22 protein-coding genes are annotated in these 24766 nt (G+C 53.9%); 11 read left to right on the top strand and 11 right to left on the bottom strand.

Annotation, left to right across the window (positions count from 1 at the left end; all coding sequences use genetic code 11):
* Positions 1-129 precede the first annotated feature (129 nt).
* Genes TALK_RS00835 through TALK_RS00825 form a run of 3 tightly spaced genes read right to left on the bottom strand, consistent with a single transcriptional unit; the run spans position 130 to position 2643 of the window.
* Entirely contained in the window at positions 130-681 is a 552-nt protein-coding gene (locus tag TALK_RS00835) for a polysaccharide biosynthesis/export family protein (protein ID WP_245829618.1), read from the bottom strand.
* A 4-nt stretch (positions 682-685) separates the two neighbouring features.
* Positions 686-1924: an outer membrane beta-barrel protein gene (locus TALK_RS00830; protein WP_169714911.1), complete on the bottom strand. Its 1239-nt coding sequence runs from the start codon at positions 1922-1924 to the stop codon at positions 686-688.
* Between the two features lie 23 nt (positions 1925-1947).
* Positions 1948-2643 carry a sugar transferase gene (locus TALK_RS00825; protein ID WP_169714910.1) on the bottom strand — a complete coding sequence of 232 codons (696 nt, stop codon included), beginning with the start codon at positions 2641-2643 and terminating at the stop codon, positions 1948-1950.
* 389 nt (positions 2644-3032) lie between these two features.
* Between TALK_RS00825 and TALK_RS00820 the strand changes: the two genes are divergently transcribed.
* The 7 genes from TALK_RS00820 to TALK_RS00790 all read left to right on the top strand — a co-directional run bounded on the left by TALK_RS00820 (position 3033) and on the right by TALK_RS00790 (position 11176).
* On the top strand, positions 3033-4226 hold the full coding sequence (locus tag TALK_RS00820) for a transporter substrate-binding domain-containing protein (RefSeq protein WP_169714909.1): 1194 nt from the start codon (positions 3033-3035) through the stop codon (positions 4224-4226).
* A complete protein-coding gene (locus TALK_RS00815; RefSeq protein ID WP_085614897.1) occupies positions 4223-4858 on the top strand; it encodes an ANTAR domain-containing response regulator in 636 nt (211 codons plus the stop codon). Before TALK_RS00820 ends, TALK_RS00815 begins: the two co-directional genes overlap by 4 nt.
* 14 nt (positions 4859-4872) lie before the next feature.
* Positions 4873-5721, top strand: coding sequence for an ABC transporter permease (locus TALK_RS00810; RefSeq protein ID WP_085614895.1), 849 nt, complete (start codon positions 4873-4875; stop codon positions 5719-5721).
* On the top strand, positions 5721-6641 hold the full coding sequence (locus tag TALK_RS00805) for an ABC transporter permease (RefSeq protein ID WP_085614893.1): 921 nt from the start codon (positions 5721-5723) through the stop codon (positions 6639-6641). The genes TALK_RS00810 and TALK_RS00805 overlap by 1 nt, the downstream gene beginning before the upstream one ends.
* A 72-nt stretch (positions 6642-6713) precedes the next feature.
* Complete coding sequence (locus TALK_RS00800) at positions 6714-8342, top strand: ABC transporter substrate-binding protein (RefSeq protein WP_085614891.1); 1629 nt, start codon at positions 6714-6716, stop codon at positions 8340-8342.
* 2 nt (positions 8343-8344) lie between these two features.
* On the top strand, positions 8345-9289 hold the full coding sequence (locus tag TALK_RS00795) for an acetamidase/formamidase family protein (RefSeq protein WP_085614889.1): 945 nt from the start codon (positions 8345-8347) through the stop codon (positions 9287-9289).
* A gap of 81 nt (positions 9290-9370) precedes the next feature.
* A complete protein-coding gene (locus TALK_RS00790; protein ID WP_139833681.1) occupies positions 9371-11176 on the top strand; it encodes an ABC transporter ATP-binding protein in 1806 nt (601 codons plus the stop codon).
* Between the two features lie 50 nt (positions 11177-11226).
* Here TALK_RS00790 and TALK_RS00785 read toward each other — a convergent pair whose 3' ends face one another.
* From TALK_RS00785 to TALK_RS00760, 6 genes are all read right to left on the bottom strand, one after another.
* A complete protein-coding gene (locus TALK_RS00785) occupies positions 11227-12348 on the bottom strand; it encodes an AbrB family transcriptional regulator (protein ID WP_085614887.1) in 1122 nt (373 codons plus the stop codon).
* Entirely contained in the window at positions 12348-14030 is a 1683-nt protein-coding gene (locus TALK_RS00780) for a methyl-accepting chemotaxis protein (RefSeq protein WP_085614885.1), read from the bottom strand. Before TALK_RS00780 ends, TALK_RS00785 begins: the two co-directional genes overlap by 1 nt.
* Positions 14031-14066: 36 nt before the next feature.
* The gene (locus tag TALK_RS00775) at positions 14067-15602 is read right to left on the bottom strand and encodes a tripartite tricarboxylate transporter permease (protein WP_085614883.1); all 1536 of its coding nucleotides are present in this window, start codon (positions 15600-15602) and stop codon (positions 14067-14069) included.
* A 10-nt stretch (positions 15603-15612) separates the two neighbouring features.
* The gene (locus TALK_RS00770; RefSeq protein ID WP_085614881.1) at positions 15613-16086 is read right to left on the bottom strand and encodes a tripartite tricarboxylate transporter TctB family protein; all 474 of its coding nucleotides are present in this window, start codon (positions 16084-16086) and stop codon (positions 15613-15615) included.
* Positions 16087-16132: 46 nt separating this feature from the next.
* Positions 16133-17131, bottom strand: coding sequence for a tripartite tricarboxylate transporter substrate binding protein (locus tag TALK_RS00765; protein WP_085614879.1), 999 nt, complete (start codon positions 17129-17131; stop codon positions 16133-16135).
* Between the two features lie 327 nt (positions 17132-17458).
* On the bottom strand, positions 17459-18139 hold the full coding sequence (locus TALK_RS00760; protein WP_085614877.1) for an IclR family transcriptional regulator: 681 nt from the start codon (positions 18137-18139) through the stop codon (positions 17459-17461).
* A 119-nt stretch (positions 18140-18258) separates the two neighbouring features.
* On the opposite strand from TALK_RS00760, the gene TALK_RS00755 reads away from it, so the two are divergent.
* Both TALK_RS00755 and TALK_RS00750 read left to right on the top strand, forming a co-directional pair.
* Entirely contained in the window at positions 18259-19476 is a 1218-nt protein-coding gene (locus TALK_RS00755) for a CaiB/BaiF CoA transferase family protein (protein ID WP_085614875.1), read from the top strand.
* Entirely contained in the window at positions 19473-20333 is an 861-nt protein-coding gene (locus TALK_RS00750; protein ID WP_085614873.1) for a citryl-CoA lyase, read from the top strand. The genes TALK_RS00755 and TALK_RS00750 overlap by 4 nt, the downstream gene beginning before the upstream one ends.
* Here the strand turns inward: TALK_RS00750 and TALK_RS00745 are convergent.
* Positions 20320-21441 (bottom strand): ABC transporter substrate-binding protein, encoded by a 1122-nt coding sequence (locus TALK_RS00745; protein ID WP_085614871.1) that lies wholly within the window; start codon positions 21439-21441, stop codon positions 20320-20322. The two genes, TALK_RS00750 and TALK_RS00745, sit on opposite strands and share 14 nt — an antisense overlap.
* A 155-nt stretch (positions 21442-21596) precedes the next feature.
* On the opposite strand from TALK_RS00745, the gene TALK_RS00740 reads away from it, so the two are divergent.
* Both TALK_RS00740 and TALK_RS00735 read left to right on the top strand, forming a co-directional pair.
* Entirely contained in the window at positions 21597-22262 is a 666-nt protein-coding gene (locus TALK_RS00740) for a response regulator transcription factor (RefSeq protein ID WP_085614869.1), read from the top strand.
* Positions 22259-23674, top strand: a complete 1416-nt coding sequence (locus TALK_RS00735) for a sensor histidine kinase (protein WP_085614867.1) — start codon at positions 22259-22261, stop codon at positions 23672-23674. Before TALK_RS00740 ends, TALK_RS00735 begins: the two co-directional genes overlap by 4 nt.
* An 8-nt stretch (positions 23675-23682) precedes the next feature.
* Here TALK_RS00735 and TALK_RS00730 read toward each other — a convergent pair whose 3' ends face one another.
* Entirely contained in the window at positions 23683-24660 is a 978-nt protein-coding gene (locus TALK_RS00730; RefSeq protein WP_245829616.1) for a DNA-binding response regulator, read from the bottom strand.
* Positions 24661-24766 lie beyond the last annotated feature (106 nt).

Here is a 24766-nt window from a genome sequence, read left to right as displayed (position 1 = left end):
CGGGCCAAAAGGTGGTTTTTTCCTCAATTTTTCAAGATCCGGGGATACCGGCCGAATTGCACAGGGGAATGTGCTAAATTCCCCGGTTAAATCCAGACGAATATATTGAGGATTCGGGGCAAATAACGATCAGAAATACCGTTCAGTCACGCGGATGATATCCCCGGGCAAAACAATGCTGTTTGGCGCGGCGGGTAATTTGATGCGGTTGTCTTCGCGCCCGCGCAGGATCACGATATCGTCCTGATCAGCGCGATAGGTAAACCCGCCACCAAGTGCAACAGCATTCAAAATATTCATGCCCGATACATAGTCATACTGACCGGGGTCATTGACCTCGCCCAGAATATAAAACGGGCGGAAATGGATGACCTCAAGCGATACGACCGGATGACGTAAAAACCCTTGGGCAAGGGTATTGGTAATACGGTTCTGGGCGGCTTGGAGTGTCAGATCGCGAAGTTCTATCTTGCCCGCCAGTGGCAGGGTGATGGTCCCGTCCGATCCCACTGGAAAATCTCCTGTCAGGTCGTTTTCTTCAAAAACAGTGATGCGTAATTCATCGCCGCTATCGATTGTATAGATCGTTTGCGCATGCGCGATTGCCCCCGGGACAAGTAAAATCAGCAAAAGCCAAAGCGGCAAAAACATCCCGATTGCGGGTGAAAAACCATGTTTCATGACGTCACATCTTAAGCCTGAGGGTCAGCAGGGCCCGATTACGTTGATAATCATGACCGGTTTCGTCAGAATGGCGTTCATCAAAACGCCATGACGCATCAAGATCGGCAAACCGGTTCAGATCATATCGAAGCCCGGCGCCAAGGCGAAGGATTTGGTCTGTGCGCTTGGTGCCTTCGAAATGGTCCTGTTCATATCCGCCGTTAAACCGCAAACGCAGCCAGCGGCGAAGTTCGTGATCAACGCCAAAGTCAAACTCTTCGCTGATGATGCCGCTGGCACCTGTGACGGTGGTTTCGTCAATGTCGCGCCGGGCGCGGAAATCAAGTGTGGTCAAACGGGTGACATGCCAATTGACCGTTGCGCGAAGTGACAAGCCTTCGTTGGTTTGCAAAACGGGGTCTTCATAGATTTGCGTCATCCATCCGGCACCGATATCGGCATCGATCAGATTGGTAACATCAAAAGTCATTCCTGTATAAAAACGATAACCGGTTGAGTCGCGATAGATGCCCTGATCGTCGGGTAAATTGGTATATTCGCGTTGGTTAAACGCGGTTTCGCCAAAGACGGCCCGGCCCCGGCCCAACGGATAGGATGCCCGCATTACAATCCGGGTTTCCGTGCGGTCGCGGTCATCATTGTTGCCAATTGTTCCGCCTGCAAGGGTGCTATCATCGAAATCAAGGTTTCGGCGCGCCAGGACCGTGCGATAGCGTATATCGCCTGCGATGTAACGGATGGCGATTTCGCCGCTTTGTTCGGTGTAAAGGACCGGTTCTGTGGCACCTGTCGGAATGTCGTTGCCGCCGCGATCTTCGTGATGTTGCGCCAGATTAAGTTTGCCATCAATCGCAAGGGCCGGACCGATATCAAAGCCGCCCGAAATGCCGGTTTCACCGTCAAGATAATCATCATCATCTGATTGGGCATAAAATCCGGCTTCGCCAAGTGCGATCAGGCGCAAACGGGCGCGCTGCCAGTTTGATTGCAATGTCAGGGCAGGTGCAATGCGGCTGATTTGATCGGATTTTTTATGGCGGTCTGACAGGAAGATATTGTCACTGAATTCTTCGGATACCGATAGTGTTGGCCGCAAATCGAAAAGCCCGATCTGGATAATGGCATCACGATCATCCTTGTCATTGGGATGATCGTGATGCGGGTTCGGGGTTTGTGATTTTGCAGCAGTATCGGGGATCAGACTGCTTGCAAGGCTGCAAACAAAACAGCAAACATACAAAAATGTTTTGTGTCCTGCCCCGATCATCCGGCGCGACGATAGTTGGATGAAAACAAACCCGTATTTGAATTTTCGCACGGCCCGTCCAGCCAGCGCCGGGGCATGACGATCGTTTGAAACAGGATTATGATATCTGTGATGATTGACCGGTTTCGGACATATTGAATGTCCAGTGCAATGCGGCCCTGAAGGTTTGCGGTATTGCGAATGGTGCCGCGCCATCCGTTAAGCTGGGCCAGCCCGGTGATCCCGGGGCGGACCAGATGACGTTCGTCGTATTCAGAATAATCTGAAAAATGGCGGACGAAATTCTGATTGTCTTTGGGGGTGTGGGGCCGGGGTCCGACAAGTGACATATCGCCTCGGATCACATTGAAAAGTTGCGGTAACTCGTCAAATCCCCAGCGGCGCAAAAACTGGCAAAACGGCGTTATCGGCCGCAATGAGCCATTCGGGTCACAGGGGCAAAGCGTTTGAAATTTATAAATGACAAATAGCTGACCATGACGACCGGTACGGGTTTGACGAAACAGAACCGGGCGCGATGAAACCGGGCCGGGCATATCCCATTTGATAGCAAGGGCAATCACCAGAAAGGCCGGGATCAAAACCACGATCAAGGCGATGCTGACACTGATGTCAAAGACCCGTTTGCCAGAAGGCAGTCTGCCAGAAGGTTGGAAATCAGACGGTATTTTCCCCGAAAACACAAATCGCATTGCCGGTTTCCCCATCTATCCGGTTCTGTAAGTGGTGGTCGCGCAGAATGTGCAACGGGAAGATTACCGAATTAAGCAAAACCCGCCAAGAGATTATAACTAAAGGTTGTTTTTGCCGCAAAGGTCATGAAGGGCGGGGCTGTTTATATTCCGATGTGGAGGCGGCCGTTTTGCCCGATTCCTCTGCAACCGGACGCTGCATTGCAGCATATGGTTTTGAGAAATTCAAACTCCTGTTTGACAAGTTGGAAATTATTGTTACCGTAATAGTGTCCTTCGGGGCGGAATCTATAAAATAGCGGCAACAAATCGCCGCATGCCAATCAGGGCCTGCTGTTTCTTTGCACTGCGAAGAAGCGCGGGCTTTTTTTGTTTTAGGGGCTTTAATCTTGGGCGAGACGCACACCAATCCGGTTTACCGGGTCGGTTTCCTATATTCCGTAACCGGACCGTACCGGGCGATTGCGCAGGATCTTTATGATGGCGCGCGCATGGCCCTTGCCGAGGTTAATCAGGATGACCGGTTTGCCTTTCGTCTGGTGCCGGAATTTCGCGACCCGGCCGGTGTGCCGGAACGCTATACTGATTTTTGTGAAAGCCTGATCCGCCGTGATGGGTGCCGCCATATCATTGGCACGATCACATCACTGGCGCGCAAAGAAGTCCTGCCGACGGTTGAAAAATATGACGCGCTGCTTTGGTATCCATGCCCATACGAGGGTTTTGAATGCAGCGAGAATGTTATCTATACCGGGGCAAATCCCAATCAGCATATCCTGCCGCTATTTGAATATGTCATCCCGAAATTCGGGCGTCGGGTTTATCTGACCGGATCAAATTATATCTGGGGCTGGGAAACCAATCGCATCGGGCGCGAATTGATCCATGCCTGCGATGGCGAGGTTCTTGGCGAGAAGTATTTGGCAATCGACAGCGTCGATATTGATCACATTATCGAGGATATCAAGGCCAAGAAGCCGGACTTTATCCTGAATAACCTGATTGGCAATTCAAGTTATGCCTTTATCCGCGCCTATCAGAAACTGGGTGCCGAAGACCCCGAATTTGCGCCATCCAAACGCCCGATTGTCAGTTGTAATCTGACGGAATGTGAATTGTCGCAATTGGGGGCGGCGGGTGTTGGCCATCTTAGCACCGCAATCTATTTCGCCAATCAAACCGAAACCGATGCGGAAAACACCGCCTGGCTTGACCGGTTCCATGCCTTTGCCGGGCCGGATCGCATTCCGTCGGTCTTTGTTGCCCAAGGATATGCAACGGTTAAAATGCTGGCCGAATCCATTCGGCGCGGGGGGACGGATGATGTGCAATCGGTCCGCCATCATCTGATGCGCCAACCGGTGGAAACGCCGTTTGGCAATGTGCGTATTGATGCCAGCAACAATCACGCCGCCCTGACCCCGTTGATCGGACAGATCGGTGCTGGTGGCTGGTTTGATATTGTGTCGCGTGCAGATCATGCCATCGAACCCGATCCGTATCTGGTCCATTTTGATGCCGATGCGTTTCGCCGCAAGGTTGGACAGGCCGGGCATGGTAATTTGCGGGTGGTTGGCGGATGAAACGCGCAAACCGTATCCCGAACTTCAGAGGCTGGCATGCATGGGTCCTGCATCGTCCGAGTGCAGCAATTGATCCGCTGCCCCGTCAACTTGAACGTTTGGGCATGACGGTTGACCGTTATTGGCCAGATTTGCCCGATCAAAATGATGCCAGCGCCAATCTGAGCGTCAAACCGGTGGATATTCTGTTTTTTGATGCCGATATGGGCATGGATGAACAATTTCCCTGGCCGAGTGATGCCGCCCCGATGCCAACCGTTGCCCTGATCGGGTCCGAAGCGCCGGGACGTCTGGAATGGGTTCTGAGCCGTCAAAGCGGGGCACATCTGCAAAAGCCGGTATCCTCGGCCGGTGTGTTCAGTTCGGCGGTTTTGGCGGTTCATGCCTTTGAACAACAACAGAAATTGCGCGCTGAAATCAGTGAACTTCGCCGCCGGTTAAAGTTGCGACCGGTGGTCGCCAGGGTACTGATGACTGTGATGCGCAGCCATAATATCGACGAGCACGGCGCATTGCGTGCGATCCGTGCCGAAGCGATGAAAAAACAACAAACCATTGAAGACTATTGCGCGGCAATCGTTGCCTCGGGCCGGGGTGGCCCGGGGGATGCCACGACAATTGTCACGAACTAACAGACAGGGTGGGTATGCTTGTTCTTGCTGAACTGGTCAAAAGGAAACTCGCATTACTGGGACTGATCATCATTGTGATCATTGCCGGTTCGGCACTCCTTGCGCCATGGATCGCGCCATATGATCCGCAAAATCAGATGTTTGATGGGCTGACCATCGAAGGTGCACCAATGCCGCCCAGCATGCAGTTCCTGTTGGGGACGGATTTGCTGGGCCGTGATTTGCTGTCGCGTTTGATGTATGGCGCCCAGACATCGTTGATTATCGGTGTTGTAGCCAATGGTACGGCGGTGATGATCGGGGCTTTGGTCGGGGTGATTGCCGGATTTTTCCAAGGCTGGATCGGGACGATCCTGATGCGGGTGACGGATTTGATGATGGCGTTTCCGGCATTGCTTTTGGCGATTGTTCTGGCCGCCCTTTTCAAACCCAGCCTGTGGATCGTTGCCATGGTGATTGCCATGGTCAACTGGGTTCAGGTTGCGCGCGTGATCTATACCGAAACCAGATCGCTTTCCGAACGCGAGTTTATCGAGGCCGAATGGGCTATTGGTGCCAGCCGATTCCGCATTCTGTTCAAGCATATGCTGCCCCATCTTTTATCGACCATGGTGGTTTGGGCGACGCTTGGAATTGCAACCACGGTGCTGCTTGAAGCGACACTTTCCTATCTTGGTGTCGGGGTACAGCCGCCCACGCCAAGCTGGGGCAATATCATCTTTGAAAACCAGACCTATTTCACCTCGGCCCCCTGGCTGGTGTTTATCCCGGGCGTTGCCATCATTTTGTTAGCACTTGCATTCAACCTGGTCGGTGATGCGCTTCGCGATATCCTCGACCCGACCCAGAAAGGGCGCCACTGATGATTGCCTATATTCTGCGTCGTGTGTTGCAGGCAGCCCTGATCCTTTTAGGCGTCAGTGTGGTGACCTATGCGCTGCTTTATATGTTGCCCGCGGATCCGGCGCGTCAGATTGCCGGGCGCAGTGCCACGGCGGAAACGGTGGCCAATATTCGCGAACAGCTTGGCCTGAACCTGCCTTTTTACGAGCAGTATTTGCGGTATCTGGGCAATCTTTTGCAGGGCGATTTCGGTCGATCCTATTTGCAAAAGACCGAAGTGGGCGAACTGATTGCCGCCCGCCTTCCCGCCACGTTGTTGCTGATGGCCGGGGCCATTTTCTGCGAGCTTCTTTTGGGGCTGACTGCCGGGGCAATCGGCGCGATCAAACGTAATACGTCGGTTGATCGTACTTTGATGGTGGTGTCCTTTGTCGGGGTTTCGGCGCCGCAATTCGTGGTCGGTATTTTGATGCTGTATCTGTTTGCGGTGGTTCTGGGCTGGTTCCCGATTGGCGGATACGGAACATTTTCGCATCTGGTTTTGCCATCCGTTTCCATGGGGTTCCTTGGGGCGGGTTGGTATTCGCGGATGATGCGGTCCTCGATGCTGGATGTTTTGCGCCAGGATTATGTCCGGACGGCACGGGCCAAGGGTCTTGGCCGGGCGCGGGTGTTTTTTGTTCATGCCTTTCCCAATGCCTTGCTGCCGATCATCGCGATGATCGGCATCGATATCGGCATGTTCATGAGCGGCATCGTGGTTGTGGAATCGGTCTTTGGCTGGCCCGGCATTGGGCAACTGGCTTGGCAGGCAATCCAGCGCGTCGATATTCCGATCATCATGGGGGTGACGCTTGTTTCGGCCTGCGCAATCGTACTTGGAAATTTACTGGCGGATCTGGTCGTCCCGTTGATCGATCCGCGCATCAAGCTGCGCTGATGTAATACCAGAAAGATGCAGCAAATCAGGAGGAATCCATGTCGGATCAAATTCACAGGGAGATTTCAAATAATGTTTAGCAAAGCTTTGAAAGGTGTGGCACTTGCCGCATTGATAGCCGGTGCGGGCCTTGCCGGTACCGCAACATTGCCGACCCATGCCCATGCCGGGGAAGGCAGCATCACGGTTACCTACAAGGATGACGTTTCGACCCTTGATCCGGCAATCGGGTATGACTGGCAGAACTGGTCGATGATCAAAAGCCTGTTTGACGGCTTGATGGACTATAAGCCGGGCACGACCGAATTGGTGCCGGACCTTGCGACCGATTACACCGTTTCCGATGACGGCATGACCTATACCTTTATGCTGCGCAAAGGGGTCAAATTCCATAATGGTCGTGAATTCAAGGCATCTGACGTCAAATACACGCTTGATCGCGTTGTAAATCCGAAAACCCAAAGTCCGGGTGCTGGTTTCTTTGACACCATCAAGGGTTTTGATACGGCATCAGCCGGTGAAGCCGATGGTCTTGACGGGATTGAAGTTGTTGACGATTACACCGTCAAATTCACCTTAAAACAGCCCGATGCGGCGTTCCTGCACAAAATGGCACTGAACTTTGCCCATATCGTGCCCAAGGAAGCGGTTGATGAATGGGGGCAGGATTTTGGCAAGCACCCGGTTGGTACCGGTGCCTTTATGCTTGATGAATGGACCCTTGGTCAGCGTCTGGTTTTCAAGGCGAACCCGCAATACCATATTGCCGGTATTCCGAAACTTGACAGTATCGTTGTTGAAGTCGGTCAGGAACCGGTTGTTGCCCTGTTGCGTTTGCAGCGCGGCGAGGTTGATATTGCCGGTGACGGCATTCCGCCTGCCAAGTTTCTTGAGGTCATGAACGACCCGGAATACAAGGATTTGGTGGTTTCCGGCGAACAGCTTCATACTGGCTATGTTACCCTGAACACCAAAATTCCGCCGTTTGATAACGTCAAGGTTCGTCAGGCGGTCAATATGGCCGTAAACAAGGACCGTATTGTTCGCGTGATCAATGGGCGTGCGGTTCCCGCCAATCAGCCACTTCCACCTTTGATGCCGGGCTATAACACCGATTACAAGGGTTATGCCTTTGATCCGAACAAGGCCAAGGAGCTTCTGGCCGAAGCCGGTTATGAAGACGGTGTTGCAACGACCCTGTTTGTGGCCAATACCGATCCGCAGCCGCGTATCGCACAGGCCATTCAGCAGGATCTGGCATCGATTGGCATGAAGGTCGAAATCAAATCGCTGGCACAGGCAAACGTGATTGCCGCTGGTGGCGAGGCCGATCAGGCACCGATGATTTGGTCGGGTGGCATGGCATGGATTGCCGATTTCCCGGATCCGTCGAACTTCTATGGTCCGATCCTTGGCTGTGGCGGCGCGGTTCCGGGTGGTTGGAACTGGTCGTGGTACTGCAACGAAGAACTTGATGCCGAGGCTTCCAAAGCCGACGCAATGGCCGATCCGTCGCAGGCCGAAGCCCGCATTGATTTGTGGCGCGATATCTTTACCAAAGTCATGGACGACGCCCCGTGGGTGCCGGTGTTTAACGAACAGCGTTACACCATTCGCTCGCCGCGTCTTGTTGCCGAGGATGCGATCCTCGTCGATCCGGTCCATATCCCTGTTCATTATGATTACATTGCGGTGAAATAAACATGTGCAAATGTGCGGATTACACGATCCACTCCGCGCACCATCATCACGGGTGGGATCATTCGATCCCGCCCGTGCAGACGGTCGCGCCGGGAACCACCATTGAATTTGAATGTGTGGACAGTGCTGCTGGCCAGTTCAATTTTGACAGTACGGTTGCGGATGTGACCGCACTGGATTTCAGTAAAATCAATCCGGTTACCGGTCCTGTCTTTATTGATGGGGCGGAACCCGGTGATGCGGTCAAAATCACCATTGAAGGTTTCAAACCATCGGGTTTTGGCTGGACGGCGAATATTCCGGGTTTTGGTCTTTTGGCCGATCAGTTCAAAGACCCAGCCCTGCATATTTGGAAATATGATCCCCAAACCATGGCCCCGTCGCTGTTTTCAAAATACGGCAAAGTGCCGTTGAAACCGTTTGCCGGTACTATCGGGTTGGCTCCGGCGGAACCGGGCCTGCATTCGGTCGTACCGCCGCGCCGTGTCGGGGGTAACCTTGATATCCGTGATCTTGCTGCCGGGACGACCCTTTATTTACCGGTCGAGGTTGCCGGGGGGCTGTTTTCCATTGGTGATACCCATGCGGCACAGGGCGATGGCGAAGTCTGCGGGACGGCAATCGAAAGCCCGATGAACGCCACTGTCACCCTTGATCTGGTCAAACAGGCCAATCTTGAAACACCGCATTTCACCACACCCGGCCCGGTGACCAATCATCTGGACGTCAAAGGGTACGAAGTGACGACCGGTATTGGTACCGATCTTATGACCGGGGCACGCGATGCGGTCCGTCGCATGGTCGATTGGCTGGGCAAGACACAGGGCATGTCGGCCGTGGACGCCTATATGCTGTGTTCGGTTTGCGGTGATCTGCGCATTAGTGAAATCGTCGATCAGCCTAACTGGGTTGTGTCGTTCTATTTCCCGCGCATCGTGTTCGAATAATTTGTTGTGATGGGGCAGGCGCAAATACCGCACTGCCCCGCACATTTTTAATGACAAAACAATTCCGCAAGGGTTGGCAAGATGACCGAACAGGGTGCCGTGATGCCTGAAAAGATCCTCGAAGTGCGTGATCTGGTAACGCAGGTGGCAACATCAACCGGGCCAAAAACCGTGGTCGACGGGCTGAGTTTCGATCTGCATCGCGGTGAAACGCTATGTATTGCTGGCGAGTCTGGCAGCGGAAAATCCATGACGTCCCTGTCGATCATGGGCCTGTTGCCCCAGCCGATGGCAAAGGTTGCAGGCGGCAAAGTGTTGCTGCGCGGTGATGATCTTTTGAAATTGCCTGAACGTGCCATGCGTGACATTCGCGGCAACAAGATCGCCATGATTTTTCAGGAACCGATGACGTCCTTAAACCCGGTTCTGACAATCGGCCGCCAGTTGGGCGAGGCGATTTCGACCCATGATCCGATGCCCGGATCAAAGGTCCGTTCGCGTGCATTGGCTGTGTTAAAGCAGGTACGCATTTCCGAACCGGAAAAACGCCTTAAGCAATATCCACATGAACTTTCGGGCGGAATGCGCCAGCGCGTGATGATCGCGATGGCGCTGGCATGTAATCCCGATGTTCTGATCGCGGACGAGCCCACCACCGCCCTTGACGTTACCATTCAGGCACAGATTTTGGGCCTGATGCGTGATTTGCAACGTGATACCGGCACGGCCATTATTCTGATCACTCATGATATGGGGGTGGTTGCGGAAATGGCTGACCGCGTGATTGTGATGAATCAGGGCAAGGCAGTTGAAAGCGGATCGGTCACCGATGTGTTTGAAGCCCCGGCGGATCCCTATACACGCGGACTTTTGGCGGCTGTTCCGCGCCTTGGCGCGATGACTGGAATCGACGGCCCCGCCAGTACAAATGGAAATGCGCTTGTCCGTGGAATGGCGCGACCCTTGGTGACGGTGCGCGATCTGACCGTCCGGTTTGATATTCGGGGTGGACTTTTGCAGCGCGTCCAGAAACGGGTGCATGCGGTGGAAAACGTCAGTTTTGATATTTTCCCGGGCGAGACATTATCGATTGTTGGCGAAAGTGGCTGTGGCAAATCGACTACTGGCCGGGCATTGATGAACTTGCTGCCCTGGCAGGGGGAAGTCGTGATTGATGGCAAGGAAATTGACGCCCAATCGCGCCTTCAGACAAAATCCGTGCGCCGCAATGTTCAGATGATTTTTCAGGATCCTTATGCGTCGCTTGATCCGCGTATGACGGTTGGTGAATTGGTGGCCGAGCCATTGGTCATTCATGGGTTGGCACATGGCAGCGAATTGCAGGATCGGGTTGAATATCTGTTTAATCGGGTCGGGCTTCCGGTCGATGCGGCAAAACGTCATCCGCATGAATTTTCCGGTGGTCAGCGCCAGCGCGTGTGTATTGCGCGTGCGCTCAGCCTTTCACCCAAGGTGATTATTGCCGATGAATCGGTTTCGGCACTTGATGTATCGGTGCAGGCACAGGTTCTGGAATTGTTGGGGGAATTGCAGGCCGAAAGCGGGATTTCATATCTGTTTATCTCGCATGACATGGCGGTTGTTGAACAGATAAGCCATCGGGTCGCGGTGATGTATATGGGGCAGGTGGTCGAGATCGGTCCGCGCCGTGCGGTATTTGAAAACCCGCAACATCCCTATACCAAAAAGTTGATGTCGGCGGTTCCGATCCCCGATCCGCGCAAACGCCGCGAACATTTCAGCCTGATTACTGGCGAAATTCCAAGCCCGGTTCATGGTCTGGATTATCAGCCTGATTATGCCGATCTGACACAGATTGGTGCGCAACACTTTGTGGCGCGTTCAGCCATCAAAAGTGCGGCATAGATAGGATCAGCAGGTCTTTGTCTTGCAGTAAATGATGAATGGGCGGGCCGTTAATCTGGCGCGCTCATTTTACGTTGGCGATAGCGTTCGAACCATTTCGCCATCAATGGCGCCAGCATCACGATTTCAAAGATGCGGACGATATGGTGAAACGCGACAAAGCTGGGTTCGACATTAAGCGCCAGCGCGATCAGTGACATTTCCGCCACCCCGCCCGGCGCAAAGGCCAGAAGAACTGCGATGTAATCCAGATCAAGCCAATCTGAAACAAACCAGGCCACAACGCCGGTAAAGGCAAGGATCAGGAGGGTGGCAAAGATCGAATACCCGGCAAGACGGATCAGGAATGAAAGTTTGACCCCGGCAAAGCGGCTGCCAATGGCCGCACCAAGGATCAAAAGGCTTCCGGCCAGAAGCCATTCGGGAAGATTGCCTTCGACGACACCGGTGACATGCAAAAGCATGCTGGCCATCATCGCACCGGTCATCTCGGATGCCGGGACGCCGATCTTGCGGAAAATGACGACTGTGGAAATGGCGCAAAACGCGGTGATCAAGCCATCGGACAGGGTCATCTGCATGGCTTCGCTGTTGCCATGGCCATTGGCAACCACACCGGTAATCAGAAGTGCAATCAGCGGCGCTGACATGACAAGCAGCAAGACGCGAAGCCCCTGCGTCACAGCGATTTCCTGCTCATTGCCACCCGCCGCCGCCCCCAGAACCACCATCGGGGTCAAACCGCCCGGTGTTGCCGAAAATAATGCTGTGGCCGGGTCAAGCTTGGCGACCTTGCTGTAAAACCAGGTCACGACAATGGTGATGATCGGGACATAAAGCAGAACTGCGATCATACTGATTGGCCAGCGCGCCGCCTGATCAAGGGTGTCGGGGGTAAAGGATGCGCCAAGGAATACACCGATCACACCCAGTATGATCGAGCGAAAGCGCATCGGGATGCCCATTTTCACGCGCAGCAGGCTTGCGACAAAGGTCGCCAGCATCGGCCCCATCATCCAGGCCAGCGGCATGGCGATGCCATGTGCAATCAGGCCACCGATCAACCCGATGCCAAGGGCGGTAAACAGGTTTTTGAAGAATGTCGGGGTCAGGCTGCCGGAAAGGCGATTGATCCAATTATCGTCTTGGGGCTTTTCCGGCAGTGTCGTCATTATGCATCGGCCTTGTTTTTATTGATCTGGCTCAGGAAGCCGTCAATTGCGTTACGCAGGCGGGTTGCTTCGGTATTTAGCGTATTTGTTGCACGTGAAACGTTTTCCGATCCATTGTGAACCCGCGCGGTTTCCGTATCAAGTGCGCCAACTGCATCGGCAACGGTACGCATGCCGCCATTGGCATCATGGATGCTGGCGGAAATGCCATTGGTCGATGCCTGTTGTTCTTCGACTGCGGCCGCGATGGCGGCGGCTGATTGGTCAACTTCACCGATAACGTTGGCCACGGATTCAAGCGCGCTGACCACGTTATTGGTCAGGCCACGGATTTCTTCGACTTGGGCTGAAATATCCTCGGTCGCGCGGGCGGTCTGGGATGCAAGGTTTTTAACCTCGCCCGCAACCACGGCAAAGCCTTTGCCGGCATCGCCCGCACGTGCGGCCTCAATCGTGGCGTTCAGGGCCAGAAGATTGGTCTGGCTGGCAATGTCTTCGATCAGGGTGACGATATCGCCGATCCGCTGGGTGGCTTCGGTCAATTGGTCAAACAGCGCACGAGACTGTTCGCTTTCATTACGCGCACGACCGGCAACCTCGGCGGAACGCTGGGCCTGTTGGCCGATTTCACCGATGGCTTCGGAAAGGCTGGCGGTGGTTTGCGATACCGCTTCGATATGGTGCAGAACGGTTTCGGAATGGTGATTGGCGTCTGCGGCGCGTGCGTTTGCTGATGTTGCGATCTGTTCCATCTCGCCCGCCGATCCGTTCAGCGAGCTGAATTCACGGTCAAATCCGCCAAGGGCTTCTTGGACAGCGCGCTGGAAATTATCGGTTGCGGTAACCAGTTCAAGCTGACGTTCACGTTCGATTTCGCGGATGCGTTCGCGTTCGTGGCGCAGGTTTTCGGCTTCTTTTGACTGGTCGCGCAGGACGGTAACGGAACGTGCAACCACCCCGATTTCATCGCGGCGCTGAACCCCCCGGATTTCAACATCAAGGTCACCCTTGGAAATCTGTTCGATCAGTTCTGCCAAATCGGTCATCGGGTGCGAAATGCGGCGCGACACAAAAACCGAAACGATGGCGCCAACGAAAATCACGATAACCGCCACAATCACAAACACCTGTTGCAATGTTTCGGCCTGAGCCAATGCATTGCCAAATGAAATGGTTGCCACTTCCTGGGATTGCAGGAGGATGTTGTTAAGCGGTGGTTGAAGGGCACTGAAAGCTTCATCGGCGCGGGCAATGACTTCAAGTGCGCCATAGATGTTCATGTTGCTTTCAATCAGGAACTGATCAACCTCGGCCATATAGGTGTTATAGGCGTTGGTGAATTCATCCCCGCCAACCTCGGCCAGCCGTTCTGCAAGCGGGGCGAGTTCGGCTGAAAGCTGGCCGACTTTTTCATGCAGTTCCGGAACGGCCGCGGCATTAAGCCCGTTTGAATCCCAAGTTAAAATCCGAAACAGTGATCCATGGGCTTCGTTCAGTGCGCCACTCAGTGTCAGCGCATCCGAACGACGTTCATAAGCTTCGACGCGAAGGTTGTTCAACGTGTCTTTTTCGCTTTCAAGCGTCAGGACCGTCGTGATCCCCATCGCAATGATCACGATCATCAGAAATACGGGGACCAAGAGGGTCTTGGGACCAATCGCAAGATTATCAAGAAAACGCATTACGTTCGCATCCTTCGCATCGAAGACTTTCAGGTCTTACATTTCACCGTCATTGGGCAGGGCCTTGCGATTGCGCAGCCATTCACGAGTATTCCCAAGAAGCGGCGCAATCAGGAAGATCATGCTGATGATCAAAATAACCAGAGTAATCGGACGTTCCCACAGGAAAGAAAGCGATCCGTCGCTGATCATAAGCGCACGACGCAGGTTTTCTTCCATCATACTGCCAAGGATAAAGCCAAGCAGCATTGGCGCCATCGGATAATTCAACAGACGCAGGCCAATGGCGATTGCCGCGGCTAGCACCATCATATGGATATCCATGGTGTTGAATGTAACCAGATAGACCCCGATCAACGAGAAGAACAGAACGAACGGCACCAGCAATTGCTGTGGCAGGGCCAGAAGGCGTGCAATATACGGGATCAGCGGCAGGTTCAGGACCAAAAGCACGATATTGCCGATATACATCGAAATGATCACGGACCAGAACACTTCGGGCTGTTCAACAAACAGGCGCGGACCGGGCTGAACGCCATAGGAAATCAGCGCGCCCATCATGACGGCCGTTGTTCCAGACCCCGGAATGCCAAGTGTCAAAAGTGGAACAAACGAACCAGAACACGCTGCGTTGTTGGCGGTTTCCGGTGCTGTCAGACCCCGGATGGATCCTTTGCCGAACTGAAGCTTTTCCTTGGCAGAGGCAATATTGCGTTCCATGCCATAGGCAAGGAAGGATGCAATGGTCGCACCAGCACCCGGCAGAACGCCGGTAAAGAAGCCCAAAATGGATGACCGGCCAATAACCGGGATCATGATTTTGACTTCTTCCTTGGACAGCTTCATCGAGCCAAGGCTTTTCAGCGCTTTCTGTTCGTCGGTGCGGGTATCTTTGGTCGGGCGCAAAATCTGCAACAGGGCTTCTGACAGGGCAAAGGTCGACATCGCCAGCAACAGGAAGCTGATACCGTCAATAAGATCCATGCTGCCAAAGGTAAAGCGTGCAACGCCCGCGGCCGGATCGGTGCCGATGGTCGACAGCATAATACCAAACAGCGTCATAGTGATTGCCTTAAGCACCTGACCCTTGCCGGCAAAGGCCGAAACCGCCGTCAGACCCAGAACCATCAGGGCAAAATAGTCACCTGACTGGAACGATAGTGAAACCGATGCCAGTGCCGGTGCTGCCACCAGCAGGAAGATCGCGGCAATCGTACCACCCGAGAAAGATGAATAGGCCGCAATGGCAAGTGCTTTGCCTGCCTGACCTTTTTGGGCCATCGGATAACCGTCAAAGGCGGTGGCCACGGTCCCGGCAACGCCCGGGGCGTTGATCAGGATTGACGAGGTCGAACCGCCAAAGATGGCACCATAATACACACCGGCCATCAGGATCAGGCCGGTTGAAGGATCAAAGCCGTAGGTGATCGGGATCATCAGCGCAATGGCGGTGATCGGACCGAGACCCGGCAACATGCCGATAAAGGTACCGGCAAAGCAGCCGATGACAACCATCATCAGGTTGATCGGCATGACTGCGGTCGAAAGACCGGAGAGAATTCCGTCTAGCATTTTTGTCGCCCTAACCCAGCATTTCGAAAAAGTCACCCGGTGCCAGATAGATGCCCATCAGCTGGGACAGCAGGAACCAGAAAACAAAAACCACAGGAACGGCAGCACCAACCAGAACCTTGATGCGACGTTCGCCAAGAACAGCGAAGCCGCCGATCAGGAAAATGGTGGTCGAGATCAGGAAGCCGAAATAGCGGATGGTCAGGCCATAGAAGATCATCAATGCGCCAAGCATTAAGACCGGTTTCCATTTCATGCCGCTAAAGGCACGAAGGAGACTACCGGCCTCGCGATTGGCCGGCAGTACCAGTTGGGCAAAGGAAACCACGCCCAGAATCCAGGCCAGGGCATTCGGAAGGGTTCTGGCATTGAATGGGGCATCTTCGTCGCCGAACAAAAGCGGGATGTCGTCGACATAGAAGCCATAAATCAGCGCAAGGCATAGAAAGAGCATCGCGCCGAATTTGTCACGATTGATGGACATGGCGTGGTTTCCTTAAAAGTCTTTTTTATTCAGGTTTCGGAATGGCTTATTTCAGGAAGCCAAGTTCGCGCATGAGGTCGCCAACAACCTTTTCCTGATTCTCCATGAACGAAGAGAATTCAGCGCCGCCTTTGTAGATTTTTTCCCAGCCATTGCGCTTGCGAACGGTTTCCCATTCTTCGGTTGCCTGAACGTCTTTCAGCAGTTTCGCATAGGCTTCAGCCTTGTCTGCCGAAAGGGCCGGGGAACCGAAATAACCACGCCAGTTGACGAATTCAGCATCAATGCCCTGTTCGCCGAGCGACGGAACGTCCGGAGCAGCTTCGATACGTTCTTTCGAGGTCACGGCAAGAATACGGATCTGACCTGCTTTATGCAGTTCAAGCAGCTCACCAAGGCCGGTCGACAGGATGTCGGTTTCGCCCGACAGAAGACCGGCAATTGCTTTGCCGCCGGCATCATACGGGATGTATTTAACGGTTTTGGCATCGCCACCGCCCTGCTGAACGGCATAGGCAGCAACGATATGGTCCATACCGCCACGGACCGAACCGCCACCAAATTTCACCGAGCTCGGATCTGCCTTGATGGCAGCAATAACGTCGGCAAAGGATTTATACGGGCTGTCAGCCGGAACACCAAAAGCAGCATATTCGGCAACGACAGCTGCGATCGGGGTCAGGTCACGGAACGACTGCGGGAACACACCGGTCAGCGACCGAATGATGATCGGGGTCGAGTTGACCATAAGGGTGTTGTCAAGGCGGTCTGCCGCCTCGATCATATAAGCGATGGCTTTGCCACCGCCGCCACCCGACATGTTTTCGTAAGAAGCGGTGCCGACAAGACCAGATTTGGTCAGGGCTTCGCCGGTACCACGTGCCGTACCATCCCAGCCGCCGCCTGCGCCGCCCGGAATAATAAAGTGGATATCATCCATTTCCGCAGCTTTGGCGTCAAACGCACCGAAAGCAGCAGTTGAAACGGCAACAGCAGTTGCTGCAGCCAGGAATCCGCGACGCGAGAACATCGTCAGCTTGGTCATATTGTCGTCTCCTCCAGACAAAAACCTAATCCTGAACCGCCAAAAATGGCGGCAGGCCGATCAGACCAGGAATGGATATCTGCAACGAAGGTCTGGCTGCGCTTGCATTCCGGCGACATGCCGGTACCCCATGACAACAAACAGCTGAAGGCCTCCCTTGCCGATGATCCTTTTTGATTCTCCTGAGTCAGGTCATGCGACCTGACGGACCGGCAGTGCGGCGACGGTAACAGGCAAACCTGTCACCAACCTGTCATTGCGCTAAACAGGGTGAAAAAAATTCATAGCATTTATGCGCAGCGGGCAAAGGTCGGTGAAATCAGCCGATCAGGCCGAAAGAGCACGCCCGCAATCAATGGCATGCTGACGCAGGAAAACAAGGGCCACGTTTCGGTGTTCAAGGCCGAATCGGCTGCGCGGTCCTGACAGGTTCAATGCCCCCAGAAGTCGGGATTGCCGATCCAGTACCGGAACGGCAATCGCGGAAATATCGGGATCGCGTTCGCCGTCGCTTTGGGCAAAACCGGTATTAAGAACCTCGATTGCGAGATCATCTACCCCGTTGCCCCATGCCCGGATGACATGCCCTGCCGCCCCGCGATCACATGGAAGGATCGCACCTTCTTCCAGATGGTGGCGCAAGCTTTTCGGCGAATTTTCGCGAAATAGGCAAAGCCGGTTTTCGCCTTCGGGCACGTAAAAGGATGCGGTTTCACCGCTTGCCGTGACAAGAGCCGCCAGATGCGGGCGGACAACATCATCCATGCGAAATGACCGGCGATAGATTGATCCCAATCGCCATAATGCCGGGCCCAGTCGATATCGCCCGCGCCCCGATATCGCCAGAAACCCGCGCGACTCCAACGTTCCGGCTAGCCGGGTGATGGTGCTTTTATACATGCCGGTGCGTTCCGACAGGTCCTTAAGCGATAAATCGGCATCCTGGTCGGTAAAGGCATCAAGGATGATCAGGGCACGTTCAACCGCGCTAACATTTTGGTCTGACATGATAAATCTGAAATTCTCGTGATGGTTTCGCGGGCGGCAATGCTGTTGGGTATTTTGCTTTCGGCTTAAATTCTATATAATAGAACATAATTCTACTAGACAGAATTTAAGGAAATGTCATGGACACCACCAAACCACTTGCCGGAATAACGGTTTTGGATCTGACCAATGTGTTGGCCGGACCGTTTTGTTGCCATCAACTGGCCCATTTGGGTGCGGATGTCATCAAGGTCGAAGCACCGGGGCGTGGCGATCTGGCCCGTCAACTGGGCGCAGATCAGGAATTGAATGAAAAACTGATGGGGGTTTCATTCATGGCGCAAAATGCCGGAAAACGGTCTGTGACGTTGAATTTGAAAGACCCGCGTGGCAAGGAAATCCTGAAAAAGTTGGTTGCGACGGCCGATGTGGTGGTCGAAAATTTCCGCCCCGGGGTGATGGATCGGCTGGAACTTGGTTATGACGTTTTGTCAAAGGTCAATCCGGCGCTGATCTATTGCGCGATTTCAGGTTTTGGGCAAACCGGCCCGATGAAAAAGCTCCCGGCCTATGATCAGATTGTCCAGGGGCTTTCGGGCATTATGACGATCACCGGCGAAGAAGGTCAGGATACCTATCGCGTTGGATATCCGGTTGCCGACACCATCGGTGGATTAACGGCGGCTTATGCGATTACGGCGGCACTTGCCGGTCGTGCGATGGGGGCCAATGACGGCAAGGGCAGTTTTATCGATATTTCGATGCTGGAATCGGTGGTTGCCACCATGGGCTGGGTAGTATCGAATTTCCTGATTGCGGGAAAACAGCCGACGGCAAATGGCAATGACAATTTCACATCCTCGCCATCCGGGACCTTTCGCACCCAGGATGGCAAGATTAATATTGCTGCCAATAAACAGGAACAATTCGAAGCCGTCTGTGATGTGCTGGATTTGCAGGACCTTAAAACCGATCCGCGGTTTGTCACCCGAACGGACCGGCTTGCCCATCGGCGTGAACTGAGTGACCTGCTTGAAGGTGCGCTTGTCACGCAATCAACCGATCATTGGGTTTTGAAATTCAATGCCACCGGGGTACCAGCCGGGGCGGTTTTGACCGTGCCACAGGTGCTTTCGCTGCCGCAGATTGCCGATCGTGGCATGTTGGCTGATTTTGCCGATGTACCGGGGGCCGATCGCGATATTCGTATTTTGCGAACCGGGATCAAGATGGACGGGGATGCGCCGTCTGTTGATGCGCCGCCGCCGGTTCTTGGACAAGATAACGAAACCATTTTGGCTGAACTCGGCATCAGTGCCGACGAAGTCGCCACCCTGAAAGCCGAGGGCGTGTTATGAGCGACAAGACCGCAAAAGACATTGAAAACGAAGTCAGCGACTGGTGGAAAACATCCATCATCGATATGGAGCCGGGCAAAATCCATTATAGCGGCTATGCCATTCAGGACCTGATCGGCAATATCAGTTTTGCCGGGATGATCTGGTTGATGACACGCGGTGATTTGCCGTCCAAAGGGCAGGCGGCATTACTTGAAGCCGCGCTTGTTGCGGCGGTGGATCACGGACCGCAGGCGCCCAGCATCGCCATTGCCCGTATGGCAGCAACCTGTGGTGTTGGTCTTAACAATGCGATGGCAAGTGCGGTCAATGTGCTGGGCGATGTTCATGGCGGCGCAGGTGAACAGGCTGTTGCGCTGTATCACGATATCGCAACCCGGATGGATGCGGGCGAAAGCCTTGTCGATGCGACGGCGGCGGGGTTGGATCATCAGATTGCCGAGCATGGCAAACATATTCCCGGTTTTGGTCATCGGTTCCATCCGCTTGATCCGCGCGCACCAAGATTGCTGTCGCTGGTTGAACAGGCGGCAAGCGATGGCATCGTATCGGGCCGGTTGGGCAAGATTGCCAGCCAGATCGAAGAGACCCTTTTTGAGCGCAAGGGCAAACGCATTCCGATGAATATCGACGGGGCAACGGCGGTGATTTATGCCGAGCTTGGCTTTGCCGCACCTTTGGCGCGGGGCCTGTTTTGTTTGTCCCGCTCGGTCGGGATTCTGGCCCATGCATGGGAACAAACCAATCAGGGTGGGCGCAACAAGGGGCCAATCCCGCGCCGTTTGATTTGGAGCTACGACGGGCCGGAACGACGCCCGTTTCCAACCGATCAATCAGGCGACCTTACCGGCGATTAAGTAATGCATCCTGCCAGCGGCTTAAAAACCGTTGGCGTTTTGCCTGATCCAGATAAACCAAAAGCCCCGGGCCAACCGGAAAAGACCGCACTCGTTCGCCGTAACGATCAAAGATCAGCGATGAAAACGGGCTTGGCGGGACATCGGGACGGACCGGGTTAAAGTTGCCTTCATCTTGCAGGATGCTTTGGCCTTCGATCGACAGCATGTAATCAAGGAACCGTCCGCCAAGATCGGGACGGCGGGCACCGCGCGGTATGATGGCTATTCGGGAATACACCACAATGAAGTCATCAGGCAGGATCACGCCAAGATTGGGGTTTCGGTGGCTGAATGTCTCGGCATAGGATCCCAATAGGTTATAGCCCAGCACCACTTGCCCATCGGCAATCTTTTCAAGCATCGGGGATGTGTTTGAATATAGCTTTACCCGCGCCTGACCCAGGGTGCGGACAAAATCCCAGATGCCGGGGAAAAAGCGTTCATCACGGGCAAGGAATAAAAAACCGACCCCGCTTCGTTCAATGTCATAGGTCGTGACTTTTTCACTTAGCAGGTCGTCATGGTCGTTTAACAATCGGATGAAAGCGTTGCGGGTTCGCGGTGGTTCCAGATTGTTTTCGCGGAAAAATTGCCGGTTATAGGCAATGACAGCCGGTTCCTGTGTGACGGCAAATGCCTCGTTGCGCCAGCTTGCCCAATTGGGCAGGGCGCGTGTTTCATCGCTTTGATGGGAAACGGCATAGCCATCATTGGCAAGCTTCATCTGCAAGTCCATCGACGAACTGATGACGATATCGGCGTTGGGCTCGCCCGCGTCGCGTTCGGCCAATGTCCGGTCATACATGTCCAGTGTCTGAAGCTGATGATAATCAATACGGACATTGGGATTACTTTGTTGAAAGCCTTCGATGGTGGGACGAAATGCTTCGATATCGGCCGAACCATATATGATAGCGGTCTGGTTTTCTGACAGCAGGGTTTGTTCCGGATCGCCTGGCGTGATGGTGCGGAGCGCCGGAAAGACAAACAATTCGGCCGACGCCGGAAGGACCCGGAAAATTGCTGCGAAGAAAACAGCAATAATGATAATACTGCGCAAGGTCATCGCTTACAGGCCCTCATCAACCGATGGTGTGCCATTTTATTGTCGGTCGCTTGCCACAAGGGGCTTTCACGATCCGGCAAAATCTGGAAAATTCATGTGCTTGGGTCAATATGCACCAGACCATACTGGTTTAACAGGGGGCCGAACCTGACACAATGAGAGTCCTTGTCGTTGAAGATCACGCAGCACTTGCCGATGGTATCGCCCGCTCTTTGCAGCAGGCGGGCTATGCGGTTGATGTGATTTCCGACGGGGAAGAAGCCGATGAAATCCTGCGGACACAGGAATACGGCCTTGTAGTTCTGGATCTTAATCTTCCCCGGATGGATGGTATTGAAATCCTGCGTCGTTTGCGCCACCGGGGATCGGAAAGTGCGGTTTTGATCCTGACCGCACGCAATGATATCGAAGATCGGGTGCGTGGACTTGACCTTGGTGCGGATGATTATCTGGCGAAACCGTTTGAACTGGTTGAACTTGAAGCCCGCGTTCGCGCCTTGATGCGCCGTCATGCCGGAACCCATAATACCCGGATTACATGTGGGCGGCTGACATATGACACGGTTGCACGGCGTGCCACGATTGATGGCGACGATATTGAAATTCCCCGACGCGAACTGAATATTCTTGAAATCCTGTTGTTGCGGCTTGGGCATGTTCTGTCCAAGGAACAGATTACCGATCAACTTGCCGGGTTCGAAGATGATATTAGTGCTAATGCGGTTGAACTTTATATCAGCCGTCTGCGCAAACGGGTTGAAACGGCGGATGTTAAAATTCAGACGGTGCGCGGCCTTGGCTATTTGTTGAAAAAGACATGAAGTGGCGTAACGCATCCCTTCGTCGGCGCTTGCTGATCTGGCTTTTGATTCCGATGCTTTTGGTCAGTTCGCTGATGCTGTTTGAAGTTCGCAGCAACGCGGTGCATTCCGCCAATCAGGCCTTTGATCGCGCGCTGTTAAGTTCGGCATTGGCGATTGCCGACCGGGTGGTTTTGATCGGCGGGCAGATTGAAGTCGATGTGCCCTATGTCGCGCTTGAAATGTTGACAAGCTCGGCACAGGACCGGGTTTTTTATCAGGTCAGCACAGCCCAGGGCGAGTTCATAACCGGGTATGAAAAACTGCCGCCAGTGCCCGAAAAATCGATGCCATTGTTGGAAGAACCGGTGTTCTATGACGCAGAATATAACGGTGAACGGGTTCGGATCGGGGCTTTGTCGCGTTATGTTGCCAGTGCGCGCATGGCGACCCGGTTTCATGTTTTGGTTGCTGAAACCACGGGCACCCGCGAAAGTCTAAGCGAGGATATTCTGGCGCGTGCCGCAGTTCGGCAATTTGGTCTGATTCTGATTGCGGCCCTGATTGTCTGGTTTGGCATTGGGCAGGGGCTTAAACCACTGGTCCGGTTTGAAGAGGCCCTGAATCGGCGTTCGCCGTCGGATTTGCGACCGATCCAGCATGACGTCCCAAGCGAGGTACGTCATCTTGTCGGGTCGATTAACCATCTGCTGAAACGGCTTGAAAACACGTTGTCGACGATGCAGCGTTTTACCGCCGATGCCGCCCATCAATTGCGGACTCCCCTTGCGGCATTGCGCACGCAAGCCGAACTGGGTCTGCGTGAAGAAAACCCCGATAAACTGCATGATGTGATGGAAAAGCTGGCGGCATCGACGCGTCAGACATCGCATCTGGCCAATCAATTGCTGGCATCAGCCCGTGCCGCACCCGAAGGATTGGCCGGGCGGCCGTTTACACGGATCGACCTGGGTGAAATTACCCGTTCTGTGACCGGAGCCAAAGTGCCGGTAGCGATCGAGCGCGGAATTGATCTTGGTTACGAGGGACTTAATGGTGCCGTGCCCATCATGGGCGATGCGACATTGATCGAGGAATTGCTGAAAAACCTGATCACCAACGCGCTGACTTATTGCCCTGAAGGCAGTTCAGTTACGGTGCGTCTTGTCCCCGAGGCCGATGACGCGCCGTTTGTTAAGTTGGTGGTCGAAGATGACGGGCCGGGTATCGATCTTGAACATCGCAAACACGTTTTCGAGCGTTTTTATCGCGTATCTGAAAGCGGCGAGGACGGATGTGGGCTTGGGTTATCAATCGTGCGTGAAATTGCATTGCGCCACGATACGCGCATCCGCCTGAACGAGCCGGAAGACCACAGTGGCGCGATTTTTTCCGTGCGGTTTCGGCTTGCACCGGATGAAAATGCCAATTGATCCTGTGTCTAGCGCCGCAGGGACGGGATTGTCGATAAAACGGTTTTCATCAATTGCGGTTGCCGGTTGACCCCGGTTTTTGAAAACACGGTTTTCAAATATGTGCGTGCTGAACTTAGTGAAATGCCAATCCGTTCTGCCGCCTGATCAAGCGACATCCCCTCGGCCAGTTTTTGTGTCAATTTGGCCTCGGACCGGGTCAGGCCAAAGACATCAATCAGGTCATCAATTGTCGGCGGGCCCAGCCGTTCGGGTTCGACCAGAATAAAGACAAAGCTGTCCGCGATGTTGGAACCATTATGAACGCGGCGCAAAAAGACCGACAGATTTCCCTGTTCGTGATGCAGTGAAAACCCGCGCTGCATTTGCGGAACCCGCCCGGCAGGCGGATGAAGGAATGTATCAATTTTGCCCGGGTCACTGTCGATCAGCAATGTGTTCTCGGGGCTGATTTGCAGGCTGGGGCACCGGCGCAGGATTTCAGCCGCCTGTGCGTTCATATGCGAAATGACAAGTCGGTTATCGGTTGCAATCAGACCAAGATGGAACAGATCAAGAAAGGCCGCCGGAATGGTATCGCGGGCCTCGCCACGTTTGCGCGCGATTTCGGCTTCGATGCCGTCCAGCATTGTCTTAAGGGCGGTTGGTTTGGGATAAAACCGAAACACTCCGAATTCATTGACCGCCGTCAGGGCTGATTGCAGATCGGCATAGCCCGTTAACATGACAATGATCAGGTCTTTCCGCTGATGACGTAACTTTGCCGCCAGTTCCAGTCCGGTCATGACCGGCATGTGAATATCAAGAACGCAGGCAACGACGCCCGGATCATTGCCGATTTCGGTCAAGGCGGTTTGCGGGTCGTTGAAATACAGTCCTTCCCATTGCGGGACAAGGCGATTGAAATTGCGCCTGTGGGATGACAACAGATTTTCATCGTCATCTACAAAAGCAATCCGGACAGGAAGATCCGATGCCATTGTCATTTATACTCCGCATATGGGGATATTGGTTTATCCATCCTGACATTATTCTTCGGTATATCAAGACCTGTCTGAACCGCTGATATTTATCGCGCCGGTGGATCGTGCA

Source organism: Thalassospira alkalitolerans, assembly GCF_002115745.1.
Taxonomy (GTDB): domain Bacteria; phylum Pseudomonadota; class Alphaproteobacteria; order Rhodospirillales; family Thalassospiraceae; genus Thalassospira; species Thalassospira alkalitolerans.
Note: the sequence above shows the minus strand (reverse complement) of the source record. Positions and strands in the feature narration are given on the sequence as shown.